Raw genomic sequence first — 12,510 nt, 5'->3', positions numbered from 1 at the left:
CTACATTTATCTTACGAAGGAGGTTATGCTCAATGTCAGCGATTGCTTATCTTAATTTCGATGGTGTTGCCGAACAGGCGATTGAATTCTACACAGAGGCTCTACAGGCCACCCAGGTGAAAAAGGTCAAATTCGGAGATATGCCGCAGGACCCGAACTATCCTCTGTCCGAGCAGGAGTCAGCGATGATTATGGAATCCTCTATAGAATTCGCAGGCGGCAAAATTATGATGTCCGACCTTCTGCCCTCGATGCAAGCGGTAATGGGAAAGCTGGTGAAGGGGAATGCCATGCTGATCAGCCTGGTGATGGAGGACAAGCAGAAGCTGGAAGAGTACTTTAAGGGCCTGTCTGCGGGCGGACATGTCATCATGCCTTTATCCGCTACACCATGGTCTTCGTGCTTCGGCTTGCTGGTGGACCAGTATGGTGTAGGGTGGAAATTCAACAGTGATGCCGAGCAGTTTCTGGATGCGATTATGGAGGGGAATTCAAGTAAATTGCAATAATGGGACGTAAATCACAGTTTGTAAAATTTTCTCCTCTAAAGCCCTAAATCGTTGAAGGAATTGGCCTGAATCTATGGAAAGATAGAGTACCTGAGACCAGTCTGCGTCATATATTCAGGAATTCACTCATGAAAAGAGGAATTTGAGCTGATGTCAACGATTCGTCTGGGCAATACCCGGCTAACAGGAGCGGATGGCGTTCGTGCGATCGCCTGCCTGTCAGTCATCCTGCATCACTTGTCGCAAAAGCTGATCATGCCCGCACAAAAGCCCTGGCTGCAGGAGCTGCAATCCGTGCTGCTTCTGGGGAACAGCGGGGTCAGCTTGTTTTTTCTGCTAAGCGGCTTCCTGCTGTCGTTTCCCTTCTGGAGTGCATATCTCGATAACAGGCCGTATCCGAGTTTGAGGACGTACACCCTGCGCCGTGCCGCAAGAATTATGCCCGGCTTCTATGTATCCCTGCTGGTCTGCCTGCTCCTGACCTGGAGGCTGGATATTCCGATGGAGTACTTAGGGCGGCGTATTGTCACAGCCTTCACCTTCACATCGGGCTTCCACTATACCACGTTCTTCCCCTCCGACTTGAACGGCCCGCTCTGGTCGATCAGCTTCGAGGTCTTCTGCTACCTGCTTATGCCCCTCTTCATGGCTGCACTATTCATGCTAGGCAAACTTCATTCCTTTAGTAAGGCGATCATGTTCTGGGTCGCCATATTTGGGTTGGTGCTGGCCGCCAATGCCCTCATTCATCATTGGTTTACACCAGGCGAGCAGGGCCGGGGCTGGGACTACGGCCAGGTCGGCGGAGCGAAATTCTGGATGCCCAACTACAATCCGGTCGGCTTCTTCGGCCACTTCACCATCGGCATTCTGGCGGCGGGCATCACGAATGCCTTGCTGCAGCGCCGCTCCAGAGTGGAAAGGCTCAGCAGGCTGGGCGTGTTCGATGCGGCTGCTGCGCTCGCACTTGGCCTGGCCGGCCTCCTGATCTGGCGGATGCGCCACGCGGGCGAATTCGATTTCAGTCTCCAGCAGCAGCCGTATCTGTTCCCGGTCTACGCCATACTATTTGGCATTGTGCTATTCACAGCACCGTTCAGCCGGGTGGCCGGGCGTGTGCTGGATAACCGCTTCTTCCGGTTTACGGCGAAGGTCTCGTTCGGCCTGTACATATGGCACTACCTGTTCATTACTCTGATCGAGAAGTACGGGCTTCAGGATTACCACTTTGCCGGGGTCAGGGATGTGTGGCGCTGGCTGGGCATCAGTATGTCTGTTGTGGTCATTTCGTATGCAGCGGCCACTATTTCGTATTACGCCATAGAACAGCCGTTCATTAACTGGTCTAAGGGCAAGCCGCTCTTCCGGCGCAAGCCGAAGGATAAGCCTGCGGAGACGGCAGCCTAATCTTCACCCGACTGTTGACTTTGTGAAATCCCCGTGATACATTGTGTATACACGGAATACACAATTTATTGGGGAGGGTTGTTATGCTGGCCTTGGATGTTAGACACTTGAATAAGAAATACCCGAATTTTCAGCTCAAAGACGTATCTTTTCAACTGGAGCAGGGGTATATTATGGGCTTCATCGGCGTGAACGGCGCCGGCAAAACAACGACGATCAAATCGATTCTAAATATGATTCAGATGGACAGCGGCGAGATTCACATTCTGGGCAAGAATATCGCGGAGCATGAGATGGAGCTGAAGCAGGACATCGGCTGTGCCTTCGGCGATATTAACTTCTACACCCGCAGCCGGATCAAGACGCTCACAGGCATCACGAAGAAGTTCTACAAGAATTGGAATGATGACACGTATTACAAGTATCTGAAGCGGTTCAAGCTGGACGAGAACAAGAAGATCGCTGAGCTGTCCACCGGTATGAAGGTCAAATACAGCCTGACTCTCGCTCTGTCGCATGGCGCCAAGCTGCTCATTCTGGATGAGCCGACCAGCGGACTCGATCCGGTCTCCCGGGATGATCTGCTGGATATTTTCCAGGAGCTTATCATGGGCGGCGAGATCAGCATCCTTTTCTCCACTCATATAACCTCTGACCTCGAACGCTGTGCGGATTATATCACCTTCATTGAGCAAGGAGAGATTGTGGCAAGTAGCGAGAAGAACGAGTTCAAGGAGTCATACCGGTTACTTAGCGGCAGCGAGTCGCAGCTTAACGAATTGAAGGAGAAGCTGATTTCCTACAAGATCAACTCCTTCGGCTTCACCGGATTGATTCATGCCCGGGATATCGATCCCGCCTGGACGCTTAACACGGCCATCCCGACTCTTGACGACATCATGATCTACTTTACCAAAAAGGAGGGTGTATATGTATAATCTGGTGCTGAAGGATTTGAAGTTAGGCGTTAACCCCTGGTTCTTTGTATTACCTTTAATTCTAGGCGGTCTGATGCTCATTCCGGGCTGGGTCTACTTTATAGTCCCGCTGTATTTCTGCTTCATCACCGTACCGAACATGTTCGGCGGATTCAAGAGCCAGAATGATCTCATATTCAGCACGATGATGCCTGTGACCAAACCGGACATCGTGAAGTCCAGAATAGCTGTGATTGTCATTCTTGAGCTTATGCATCTGCTCATTGCCATGATCTTCAGTATCTTTACGTTCCGCCTGTACCCGCATTTGACTTATATTTTCTTTCCGCCTTATATGGGCTTCTGGGGCCTATGCTTCATTATGCTGGCGGTGTTCAACCTTATATTTATCTCGATGTATTACAAGACGGCATATAAGTATGGCGCGGCTACGACTGCATCGACGGCTGCGGCGATCCTGTTCGCGGGCCTGGTCCAATGGGCCGGAATTCAGAATAGCTGGATGCACGGCATTTTCTACGGCTCCGGGACCGGCAATGCGGCGCTTCAGTTCTCGATTCTGATCGGAGGCATCCTCATTTTCGCGGTCTTCACCCTGCTTGCCTACCGGATTGCGGTGAAGAGATTCCTCAGAGTGGAGATCTTATGAACGTAACCATCTCCAGCACCTCCGACAAGCCGATTTACCAGCAGCTGCACGAACAGATCAGCGCACAGATTCTTAGTGGCGAGCTGGAAAGCGGCTATTGCTTACCCCCCATCCGGCAGGCTGCCCTAGAGCTGCATGTCAGTGTCATCACGGTGAAGAAGGCCTGGGAGGAGCTAGAGCGGAGTGGCTTGATTAATACGGTAACGGGCAAAGGCTGCTTTGTGGCCGAATTCTCACCGGATGAGATGCTGCGGATACGTAACGAGATGGTCTTGAAGCAGATGGAGGGCGACATTCAGTATTACAAGTCCTTCGGCCTTACGCTTGATGAAGTGATCGCGCTGCTGGGGAAGATCTACTAAAGCGCGCAGAGATTAAACGCAGGAACAGGCTTTTCACGATCCCTTGGGGAGGTGAAAAGCCTGTTTTGTTGTGTGTGTCACGGATCACGTATCCTATTTCCCCTGGAATTTCTCCGGGAACTGTTTCACAATGCCTTCCGTCAGCAGGTCGGCAAAATGAATCATGTGGACCTCGTTTTTATCGGTGGCAGCAATGGAAGCAGCGTAGTCTCCCTTGAGGATATCAAGCACGATGTCCGTGACGAGCTGAAGATGCTCGTACAGCATGTCCTGCACTCCTTTGAAGGGCCAGTTCGGATTCAGTCCGCTCAGGAAGCGGGCAATCTCATCGGCGTTCCTGTGCCAGTCCGTCTGGAGCTTCTGTACCTCGCCCGCATTGCCTTTCTGGGCGGCCGCGACGATCTGTCCGGCTATCTGAATATGCTCCTTGAGCAGTCCGGCCAGCTTATTGCCGTTCGCCTCCCCGTAATAACGCTTGAAGACATTGCCGATATCTTCCTGGTTCCTTAGCAGCCGCGCCAATACTTCCTTCTGATCCGGGTTATTGTTGAGGGCGCTCACAATATAGCTGTGCGTCCATGTGGTGTGGTCAATCCACACCTGTTGCATCTCACTTCTCAGCTGCACCTTCTGCGGGCTCCAGCAGGCCGCCGCCTTTTTGCTGCCGCCTGCCTGGGCCTGCACCGTTCCTCCGGCTTGCGCAAGATTGAATACGAGCGTGAGGGTGAACACCATTAGCCATAGCTTTTTCAAGATCAACTGCTCCTTTGGGTGGGATGGGATAATCTGTATTATTATGGCTAAGTTGGATGGTTATATGCGGATCTATTGCAGGCTACATCACTCCTCAAATTTCACATGATCCAGTATCGTATTCCCCCACTCAGGCAGCAAGTGTGCCTCTCCCGCAAAGCGGCTTCCAGCTATGGAGCCGTCTTGAAACAGCGCCCCCTCAAAGCTGCATTCCTCGAACCGGCAATACAGGAATAAGGCACCGCGAAAGTTGGCGCCGTCAAAGCGGCAGCGGGTGAAGGATACATCATTAGCGATCGCTTTGCTGAAGTTGCAGCCGGTGAAATCACAATCATGGAACTCCTTGCTGATTCGGGCACGATTCAGCTTCGCTCCCCGGAAGGAACAGTGGCTGAAGGTATGGGTCACGAATCTGTTGTCCAGCTTGACCCCGTCCAGGCAACAATGGGTAAGCGTTGAGGTATTGAGGCTTGCCGCATCCTCGAAGCGTGAATAAGAGAAATCAATGCCCTGTAGAGTGAGGTACTGTATGCTCTCTATCAGAGTAACCCCCCGGTAATCTTCCAGTCCTGCCTCCGTCTGTCCATAAGGGGAGATGGGAAAGGAGCGGTCCTTTTGATGGAGATTATGTTTGCCTGAAATAGCGGCCAGACGCCGGTTCACTTCAGAGAGCTGGTCGTCCTGCCATCTGGCCAAGAGGAATTTCTTATTCAAGGTAGCCCCTCCTTACATTAATTTGGTAAAATGAATGAAATCTAGTTTATATGTTAGTATGCCAAGTAACTATAGACAAGCCATTAAAGGAGGCCATCCACCCGTGGGAAGATCGTTTGCAAATCTGCATATCAAGTCAGGTGACCTGGACAAGACCCTTCAAGCCTTGAAAGAGCTGATCGCCAAGCATGGCAAGGTTCTGGGTTATCCTGATTCTGAGACGCCGGAGCGTAAGGCAGTTATCTATGTAAGCCAAAGCAACGAGGGCTGGATCAGCGTGCTTCACGATTATTTCGTATGGGGTACGGTGAAAAAGGTTGGCAGAACGTTGTCCGGGCTGCTGGAGGAGCCGGTGATGACGGCGGGATACATGAATGAGGAGATCTTCGAGCTGTCTTTCTTTGAACAGGGGGAGATCCAGGCCGAACGAATCTTCTGTGAGCCGTGGACCCGGGAGGAATACGAACACCTGCGGGAAGAGCGTATAGCTGACGAATATATGCAGCGGGTGCTCGGGATGCAAGCTGAGGAGGAGAACTTCGGCGCATTCATCAGCCTTACCAGCCCCGGGCAAGCGGTGGAGCGGCTGTCCGAAATTACTGGAATGTCTCTATGGAGCGATGCGGAATGGCTGCCGTATGAAGAGACGCTCAGAGCACGGTTTGTTACCTATGAGTGGTAGAAGAAGATGCTAAAAAACAGCGGATTCTACAAGCAGCGCTTCTTCATCACGCCCGAGGAGTTCAAGAGAGTCGTAGAGCTTCTGGAGCCTACGCAAGTGCGGTACTATTTAACCAATTATACCCATACAGAGCATGATCAGAATCAGGTGGTGGAGGCGTATCGCGCCTTCTATCAATATTATACAGCTACGGAAAAAGAGAGCGGGGTGCGCCCCTTCTTCATCTATTCGATGTCGGTTCTGCCGGATACGGAGAGCTTTGGTTTTTTTGCGAGAAATGAGGGGGTTTCTATTCCCTATCACGGGCAATGGGCAGAGAATGAGCTGCCCTGTATTCTGATCTCCTGCCCTAAGGGGCACCGGGTCAATGCTCAGGATGAGCAAGGGGAGTATTATCTCTATGAGGATGTCCGGGAGCACAAACCGCTGAGCTATGCCCTGTATAAGGAAATCACCGGCTCTATTCAAAAAATAACCAAGCCTCTCCGCTTCTCGGCGCAAGATACGGAGGCGATGGACGAACAGAAGCCCTCTGTACGCATAAGCCGTGACGCGGCTCAAGACTTAAGCGACTCGTGGATGGTCAGACAATATGGACTCGTGATCCATGGGCAACCAGGGCCTAGCTGATCTATTGGATTACTCATGAAAGGGAGGGGAGCAGATGGCGCTGAAGTTCATCTGTACCTGGGGCGTGCTGGCTCTATCGTGCTGTGCGGTATGGTGGAGCTTCAAGACCGAAAAGCTGATCACCGTCTCCTGGCTGATGTTCCTGCTCCCTGCGATTCTCCAGCTCGTTGCTGCTGTACGGATCGGGCCAGGCAAAGCCAAGTTATTTCTTGTATTCGGCTGTATTAATCTGCTGTTCGCAGCCCTGACCGGTGCGGCCGTCTGGTATCTGGTCCAGCTGGCAGATGCCTATAGAAGGGGGAAATAGTTCAAGCGTGTCTTAAGCTGGGGAGGGGTGCTAATATGCAACTGGGTTTTACGCTGGATACCCATGGAACATGTGTGGGTGTACTCAGAGATGAATTGCTGCCGTTAGAGGAGCTGGCGAATACATTGGAGTTCCCCTACGATATCTTCGTTGTGTTCCGGGTGTTACCTGATAGCTACGAGCGGAGAACGTTCAGACGCTTTGACAGCGGGGATCATACCCTCTATTTGGATATCAGCCTCAGCTATGAGCAGTACCAGCGCATGTCCAAGAATGAGCAGCGCGAGGCTCTGGGCATTCACCTGTACAGCTATCTGGCAGAATCTATTGCCAAGTATACCAAGCATGCCGGTAAAACTGCCCAAGCAGAGCTACTGGAACGGGTGAAGAGCTGGATGCTGGCCAACAACTGGCTGGAAGGGAAAATCCATCAGGCACGCCTCCTCCTCTCCCGGGAGATGGGACTCCATGAGGTTAGCCGGACCTTGAAGCTGCCGCTGGAGGAGATTGAGTATATCCTGCTGCGCATGAATAATGATGCGCCAGCTGCTGTTCATCCTGACAATCTATAATTATCCCTTAGCAGGGAGAGGGGAGCACACCAATGTATGAACGTCTGACAGAGTTATTAAGCAAGCCTTCCCCGGTCCGGTGGTTTCCGGGCCATGGGGCCGAGGAGAGCTGGATTGCCGAAGCCGAGGAGGAATTAGGCTTCAGGCTGCCGCCGTCTTACCGCTGGTGGCTGAACCGTTATGGGGGGGCCAGCCTGGGGGACGGGCAAATTCTGACGCTGGTTGCTCCCGAGGATAGGGAGTATACCGACTGGGATCTGCTGTATATCCACAGGCTGAATCTGGCGGAGGATTGGTGGGTCAGCCGGTTTCCGCACCGGCTGGATCTGTTCGTGCCGGACAGCGATGAGCTGTATTACTTTGACACCTCTGCCCCCGATGTGCAGGGGGAATTCCCGGTCATGCGTTATGACCTCATGAATGATCTGATCGAGGAGTATGCTCCCACGTTCGCCGGATTCCTGGAACAGCTGATCGACGAGAGGAAGTAGCCATGAATACGGCACAGAAGGAAGTGGAGCGGCTGGCCGCTGAGATTGCGGATGCGGCCCGGAGGTCTTTTCGCGAGCTTTTTGCGAATGGGGAGCATTATTATTACTGTACGCTATATACAACGGGCGAGGGACATGCGCCAAGCCTCTCCGCTTGGTCACGGGAGGCCCTGGAGCAGGAGGCGGACAGACAGGCAGAGTGCGGCAGCATACCGGCAGCAGAGATCGCCGAGCTGATCAAGTGGTCATATGCCGATTCGCCTTATTGCTGCTTCGGAGATGAGTATTTCGATGAGGTCAAGCGGTTATTCCAGGCGCGTCCGTCTATTGCGGAGCTTGAGGATGAGGCATGGAACGATGAGTTCACTATGAGGCTGGGGGCCATAGAGCTGGCGATGCGGATGCTGGATGCTGAGGGTCTGTTCGCGCTCAATCAGCCCAGGGAGGACGTATGTGTGCTTGCCGAAGTGATGCCGCCGGATGAGGGGAATACGGAGATTGCCCTGCGGCTGAACCGGGCGGAAGCTCCGGCGATGCGGGCCTGGCTGGCGGAAGCGGCAGAATAAGGTTATTGATGAATAACTCACGCAGGAAACCGGGGGAATGATGAATGTATATCGTATCTGAGCCCAAGGGGCTGTCAGAGCATCACAGGCGCCTGCTTGAAGTGGAGAACGCAGGTCTGTATCCTCCAGCCTATATCCGGTTCTTGCAGCAGTACGGCGAAGGAACGTATCGGGGCTGGATGAATGTGCAGACCCCTGACACAGAGGTGCTGGGGCCGTTTGCCGAATACGGATTATGGGAGCATGATCAGGATAGCCCTATAACGGAGCAGCAGATCGGCGAGTGTACCGCTATCGGGACCACTGTGGACGGTGATTTCCTGGCGGTTCATTCCAAGGTGGACGGGCTGCTATGGCTGCCCCGTCATGCGGAACAGATTCAAGCAATCCCGCTGCCATCCGGGGAACAGGAGAAGGGAGAGAGCTATGCCCTGATCTTGGACGGCATCTACCGCCGGATGTATGGGCGGAGCCAGGAGGAGAGCGTCTATTATGAGCCATGGACGGGAACCCGCGAGCATCTTTTCCTGCGGATGCCGCCGGGAGAGGGCCAGCTGGCGCTCACGGAGCTGGCTGGCCTGTGCCGGGCGGAGTCTGCGCCGGATCTCTTCATTGAGAATCCTTACGTCTGCTACCTGTTCTACCGGAATCTGGGCGGCTATATCCGCCTGAATCTGGCGGGTGGGCAGGAGGTAGCCGTCTTCTATGAGCAGGCTGCCGGGCAGGTATCGGCCAAGATGAAAGAGTGGCTTCTGTCGAAGGGATGCGAGCAGTATTCATGGGAGTGAAGAATAAGGAGGAGTGCGGATGATTGTCCTGAAGGACATAGGGAAATTCGAGGTGCTGCCGGCGCGGGCGATGCAGATCTATCAGGGGGATGTTCCGGCCTTGCAGGCGACTATTGCTGCAGGCTGGGATATTGAAGCGGGGCTAGAGCTTAGCAAGCATACCACAGTCAGCCCGCTCGACCTGGCGATTATCACACAGCAGACCGAGGTGGTGAAGCTGCTGGTGGAGCATGGCGCGAAGCTGAATGTACCTCAGAATCCGGCCTTCCTGAGGGCGGTCCGTTACGGCAAGGAGGAACTGGTCCGATACCTTGCTGCACAGGGCGCGAAGCTGGACCTGCTGAACCGGACGGGATCGGGCGCTTATTCACAGGCCTACTACGGCAACAAGAAGAATATCCCGCTGATCCATGAGCTGGGTCTGGACATCCGGCAACATGCCGGTGCCGTGTTGCGGCAAGCCGCCTCGGACCATGATCTGAAGACGCTTACCTATCTGCTGGATCAGGGAGTGGATATCAACTACAACAAGCCGGATATGGTCTATCCTTACGGGGCGACGCCGCTGACAGTGGCTGCCCGGCTGGGCAATCTGAACATGGTCCGCTTCCTGGTGGAACGCGGTGCGGACCTTATGATGACGGAGAAGGACGGCGAGCGGCCGTATACGATTGCGGTCAGCAGCAAGCATGCCGCTATGGCGGAATACCTGAAAGCGTTGGAACCGCCGGATGTTCATAATGTGGAGAACAAGAAATACGAGCTGGCCAAATATAAACTGCCGGATGAACTGGTCCGCTTCCTTACAGGGGACGAGCTGCGCCTGACGCTGGCCCCGAATGAATATAAGATCGGGTACATCGACTTCTTCAGCTTCACCGACACCCTTCAGATGAAGGCCGGCCGGCGCAAGCTGTTGCGGCTGTCTGCCGATATCGATAATTACTCCGGTCTTGTGCTGGTCTGGAATCCGCAGAAGAAGGGGCAGCTCGGCTGCTATGATCTGGAGCATCAGACGTATGCGGATCTGTGCAGCTTCCCGGAATTTCTTGCCCAGCCTGAACGCTACCTCATACAGTTCATGGAGGGAGAGCTGGACGGGTCATGAAGGAGAGACTGTCTAAAGTGAATCATAACCATGAGACCTGCGAGACCCTGGACGGGCTGGAGGACATGCGCTCCGAGCTAACAGGGTACTGTTACCGGATGATGGGCTCCATCTTCGAGGCGGAGGATGCCGTCCAGGATACCATGATCCGGGCCTGGCAGCACCAGGAGCAGATGAGGCAGCAGGCCTCTCTCCGAGCCTGGATGTACCGGATTGCCACCAATGTCTGTCTCGATCGGCTAAGGAGCGCCAAGCGGCGGGCACTGCCGATGGATCTCTCGGAACCGGCCGCTGTCGTTACGGAGCCTAGGGAGAGCCTGCCTCAGCATTCCTGGATCTGGCCCGCTCCGGGCTATGTGGATGACCCTGGTAATATTCTGGTCAGCAGAGAGACCCTCCGGCTGTCCTTCATTGCACTGCTTCAACTGTTGCCGCCCCGCCAGCGTGCCGTGCTGATTCTGCAGGAGGTGTTCCGGTGGTCGGCAGCCGAGACCGCCGGGGCACTGGAGATGACCGTGGCAGCGGTGAACAGCGCGATGCAGCGGGCACGGGCAGCCATGGCCAAGGCACAGCTCCGGTCCGAGGCCTTGCAGGCTGATGATAATGAAGTGGACGAAGGACTGATTACCCGGTACGTGGAGGCTTTTGAACAATACAATATTGCTGCGTTGTTAGACCTATTCCAGGAGAACGGCAGCCTGTCGATGCCGCCATTTACGATGTGGGTGCAGGGCGGCGCGGATCTCGCGGCCTTCTACCAGATCACACGCAGTCACTGTGTGGGATCACGGATGGTGCCCGTCCAGGTGAACGGGAACCGGCCCGCATTTGCCCAGTATGTTCCCTCTGGAGAAGATGGATTGCTGGTTCCGTGGGCGATTCATGTGCTTGAGCTGAGCGGGGGGAAGATCGCGCATGTTCATCATTTTATAGATGCTGAATTATTTATTCGCTTCGGATTGCCGGAACACCGATGATTCTGCCGCGGCCGGAACGTCTATACTAATGAATCGCACAAGCGAGACCATTCCGAACTTAAGGAGGAACACACAATGACAATCAAACTTACTCCCTACATTACCCTGGAGGGGCGCACGCGGGAGGCTATTCAGTTCTATGCACAGACTATGGGTGCCGAAGTCCTCTCCATCCTGACGTACGGTGATATGCCGGACCTCCCGGACACGTTCCCGGATGAGGTGCGGAGTCTGGTGGCACATGCCAAGGTCCAGGTGGGCGGCACGGAGCTGATGTTCTCGGATACTCCCGGCGGTACGCCAGTTGAGAGCGGGAAGCGGGTAACGGTCTGCGTTACTACGGACAGTGTGGAGGAATCACGGAGAATTTTTGATGCGCTGCAGGAGGGCGGTCAAGTCAATATGCCGTTTCGGGAGGAGCCGTTCAGCCCCGGCTTCGGCGATCTGACGGACAAGTTCGGGGTGACGTTCCAGATCTATACGGAGCTTGGATAGAGTGGAGATATAACGGCGGAGAGGATCAATTATGAATAAGACGAACGTAGAAGTTCCCATACGTTGTACAGGTGTTGCCGTAGTATTGCTGAAGAATACACCCTCTGGTCATCATGTCCTGTTACTGAAGCGGGCCGGTTCGGTACTCAGGGATGCCTGGTGCTATATCGGCGGGGGCATTGAAGAAGGGGAGCAAGCGTGGGAAGCTGCACTAAGAGAGGTTCGGGAAGAGACGGGGATTACCCAAGTCACTCTCTACACTTCCAATACCTTCGACCAGATCTATTCGGCAAAAGAAAACTATATCTACGTCGCACCAGTGTTCGTGGGATATGTGAATGACGACCAGGATGTCATTCTTAATCATGAGCATAGTGATTATGAATGGCTGCCGGTGAATGAAGCCATAGACAGGGTCGCTTTACCGGGGAATGATGTAGTGCTTGCTTCGGTAGAGAAGCATTTCATGAGGAAAACTCCAGCAGCATGGTTACGTGTTGGCACACCATAAGAGGGCTTGAGAAGGGCTGCACGCGATGAGCGTGCAGTTTTCTTGTGCTCT

18 protein-coding genes are annotated in these 12,510 nt (G+C 53.9%); 16 read left to right on the top strand and 2 right to left on the bottom strand.

Going from position 1 to position 12,510, the window contains the following annotated elements; all coding sequences use genetic code 11:
- Positions 1–32: 32 nt before the first annotated feature.
- From MKY12_RS31120 to MKY12_RS31100, 5 genes are all read left to right on the top strand, one after another.
- On the top strand, positions 33–509 hold the full coding sequence (locus tag MKY12_RS31120; protein ID WP_339252425.1) for a VOC family protein: 477 nt from the start codon (positions 33–35) through the stop codon (positions 507–509).
- A 150-nt stretch (positions 510–659) separates the two neighbouring features.
- Complete coding sequence (locus tag MKY12_RS31115; RefSeq protein WP_339252423.1) at positions 660–1,916, top strand: acyltransferase; 1,257 nt, start codon at positions 660–662, stop codon at positions 1,914–1,916.
- A gap of 83 nt (positions 1,917–1,999) precedes the next feature.
- Positions 2,000–2,854 carry an ABC transporter ATP-binding protein gene (locus tag MKY12_RS31110; RefSeq protein ID WP_339252421.1) on the top strand — a complete coding sequence of 285 codons (855 nt, stop codon included), beginning with the start codon at positions 2,000–2,002 and terminating at the stop codon, positions 2,852–2,854.
- Positions 2,847–3,503: an ABC-2 transporter permease gene (locus MKY12_RS31105; protein ID WP_339252419.1), complete on the top strand. Its 657-nt coding sequence runs from the start codon at positions 2,847–2,849 to the stop codon at positions 3,501–3,503. The genes MKY12_RS31110 and MKY12_RS31105 overlap by 8 nt, the downstream gene beginning before the upstream one ends.
- A complete protein-coding gene (locus MKY12_RS31100; protein WP_339252417.1) occupies positions 3,500–3,865 on the top strand; it encodes a GntR family transcriptional regulator in 366 nt (121 codons plus the stop codon). Before MKY12_RS31105 ends, MKY12_RS31100 begins: the two co-directional genes overlap by 4 nt.
- A 93-nt stretch (positions 3,866–3,958) precedes the next feature.
- On the opposite strand, the gene MKY12_RS31095 is transcribed toward MKY12_RS31100, so the two are convergent.
- Positions 3,959–4,618 carry a glycosyltransferase gene (locus MKY12_RS31095; protein ID WP_339252415.1) on the bottom strand — a complete coding sequence of 220 codons (660 nt, stop codon included), beginning with the start codon at positions 4,616–4,618 and terminating at the stop codon, positions 3,959–3,961.
- An 87-nt stretch (positions 4,619–4,705) separates the two neighbouring features.
- Complete coding sequence (locus MKY12_RS31090) at positions 4,706–5,332, bottom strand: pentapeptide repeat-containing protein (RefSeq protein ID WP_339252413.1); 627 nt, start codon at positions 5,330–5,332, stop codon at positions 4,706–4,708.
- 103 nt (positions 5,333–5,435) lie between these two features.
- On the opposite strand from MKY12_RS31090, the gene MKY12_RS31085 reads away from it, so the two are divergent.
- From MKY12_RS31085 to MKY12_RS31035, 11 genes are all read left to right on the top strand, one after another.
- Entirely contained in the window at positions 5,436–6,014 is a 579-nt protein-coding gene (locus MKY12_RS31085) for a hypothetical protein (RefSeq protein WP_339252411.1), read from the top strand.
- A gap of 6 nt (positions 6,015–6,020) precedes the next feature.
- A complete protein-coding gene (locus tag MKY12_RS31080) occupies positions 6,021–6,644 on the top strand; it encodes a hypothetical protein (RefSeq protein WP_339252409.1) in 624 nt (207 codons plus the stop codon).
- Between the two features lie 34 nt (positions 6,645–6,678).
- Positions 6,679–6,951 (top strand): hypothetical protein, encoded by a 273-nt coding sequence (locus tag MKY12_RS31075; RefSeq protein WP_339252407.1) that lies wholly within the window; start codon positions 6,679–6,681, stop codon positions 6,949–6,951.
- 35 nt (positions 6,952–6,986) lie between these two features.
- Positions 6,987–7,523 (top strand): hypothetical protein, encoded by a 537-nt coding sequence (locus MKY12_RS31070; RefSeq protein ID WP_339252405.1) that lies wholly within the window; start codon positions 6,987–6,989, stop codon positions 7,521–7,523.
- A 32-nt stretch (positions 7,524–7,555) separates the two neighbouring features.
- Positions 7,556–8,014 carry an SMI1/KNR4 family protein gene (locus MKY12_RS31065; RefSeq protein ID WP_339252403.1) on the top strand — a complete coding sequence of 153 codons (459 nt, stop codon included), beginning with the start codon at positions 7,556–7,558 and terminating at the stop codon, positions 8,012–8,014.
- A 2-nt stretch (positions 8,015–8,016) separates the two neighbouring features.
- Positions 8,017–8,580, top strand: coding sequence for a DUF4303 domain-containing protein (locus MKY12_RS31060; protein ID WP_339252401.1), 564 nt, complete (start codon positions 8,017–8,019; stop codon positions 8,578–8,580).
- A gap of 44 nt (positions 8,581–8,624) precedes the next feature.
- Positions 8,625–9,368, top strand: a complete 744-nt coding sequence (locus MKY12_RS31055) for a hypothetical protein (protein WP_339312130.1) — start codon at positions 8,625–8,627, stop codon at positions 9,366–9,368.
- A gap of 19 nt (positions 9,369–9,387) precedes the next feature.
- The gene (locus MKY12_RS31050) at positions 9,388–10,476 is read left to right on the top strand and encodes an ankyrin repeat domain-containing protein (protein WP_339252397.1); all 1,089 of its coding nucleotides are present in this window, start codon (positions 9,388–9,390) and stop codon (positions 10,474–10,476) included.
- The gene (locus MKY12_RS31045) at positions 10,473–11,453 is read left to right on the top strand and encodes a sigma-70 family RNA polymerase sigma factor (protein ID WP_339252395.1); all 981 of its coding nucleotides are present in this window, start codon (positions 10,473–10,475) and stop codon (positions 11,451–11,453) included. The genes MKY12_RS31050 and MKY12_RS31045 overlap by 4 nt, the downstream gene beginning before the upstream one ends.
- A 75-nt stretch (positions 11,454–11,528) precedes the next feature.
- Positions 11,529–11,948: a VOC family protein gene (locus tag MKY12_RS31040; protein WP_339252393.1), complete on the top strand. Its 420-nt coding sequence runs from the start codon at positions 11,529–11,531 to the stop codon at positions 11,946–11,948.
- 31 nt (positions 11,949–11,979) lie between these two features.
- On the top strand, positions 11,980–12,459 hold the full coding sequence (locus MKY12_RS31035) for an NUDIX domain-containing protein (protein WP_339252391.1): 480 nt from the start codon (positions 11,980–11,982) through the stop codon (positions 12,457–12,459).
- Positions 12,460–12,510: the final 51 nt, after the last annotated feature.

It is taken from the genome of Paenibacillus sp. FSL M7-0896 (genome assembly GCF_037975415.1).
Classification (GTDB): Bacteria; Bacillota; Bacilli; order Paenibacillales; family Paenibacillaceae; genus Paenibacillus_AQ; species Paenibacillus_AQ silagei.
The sequence above is the reverse complement of the archived record's forward strand: the minus strand, read 5'-3'. Positions and strand labels throughout refer to the sequence as shown.

What these genes read in the sequence shown, in the direction of transcription:
- MKY12_RS31120 (WP_339252425.1), top strand. Translation starts at nt 33, where the DNA reads ATGTCAGCGATTGCTTATCTTAATTTCGATGGTGTTGCCGAACAGGCG.
- MKY12_RS31115 (WP_339252423.1), top strand. Translation starts at nt 660, where the DNA reads ATGTCAACGATTCGTCTGGGCAATACCCGGCTAACAGGAGCGGATGGC.
- MKY12_RS31110 (WP_339252421.1), top strand. Translation starts at nt 2,000, where the DNA reads ATGCTGGCCTTGGATGTTAGACACTTGAATAAGAAATACCCGAATTTT.
- MKY12_RS31105 (WP_339252419.1), top strand. Translation starts at nt 2,847, where the DNA reads ATGTATAATCTGGTGCTGAAGGATTTGAAGTTAGGCGTTAACCCCTGG.
- MKY12_RS31100 (WP_339252417.1), top strand. Translation starts at nt 3,500, where the DNA reads ATGAACGTAACCATCTCCAGCACCTCCGACAAGCCGATTTACCAGCAG.
- MKY12_RS31080 (WP_339252409.1), top strand. Translation starts at nt 6,021, where the DNA reads ATGCTAAAAAACAGCGGATTCTACAAGCAGCGCTTCTTCATCACGCCC.
- MKY12_RS31075 (WP_339252407.1), top strand. Translation starts at nt 6,679, where the DNA reads ATGGCGCTGAAGTTCATCTGTACCTGGGGCGTGCTGGCTCTATCGTGC.
- MKY12_RS31070 (WP_339252405.1), top strand. Translation starts at nt 6,987, where the DNA reads ATGCAACTGGGTTTTACGCTGGATACCCATGGAACATGTGTGGGTGTA.
- MKY12_RS31065 (WP_339252403.1), top strand. Translation starts at nt 7,556, where the DNA reads ATGTATGAACGTCTGACAGAGTTATTAAGCAAGCCTTCCCCGGTCCGG.
- MKY12_RS31060 (WP_339252401.1), top strand. Translation starts at nt 8,017, where the DNA reads ATGAATACGGCACAGAAGGAAGTGGAGCGGCTGGCCGCTGAGATTGCG.
- MKY12_RS31055 (WP_339312130.1), top strand. Translation starts at nt 8,625, where the DNA reads ATGTATATCGTATCTGAGCCCAAGGGGCTGTCAGAGCATCACAGGCGC.
- MKY12_RS31050 (WP_339252397.1), top strand. Translation starts at nt 9,388, where the DNA reads ATGATTGTCCTGAAGGACATAGGGAAATTCGAGGTGCTGCCGGCGCGG.
- MKY12_RS31045 (WP_339252395.1), top strand. Translation starts at nt 10,473, where the DNA reads ATGAAGGAGAGACTGTCTAAAGTGAATCATAACCATGAGACCTGCGAG.
- MKY12_RS31040 (WP_339252393.1), top strand. Translation starts at nt 11,529, where the DNA reads ATGACAATCAAACTTACTCCCTACATTACCCTGGAGGGGCGCACGCGG.
- MKY12_RS31035 (WP_339252391.1), top strand. Translation starts at nt 11,980, where the DNA reads ATGAATAAGACGAACGTAGAAGTTCCCATACGTTGTACAGGTGTTGCC.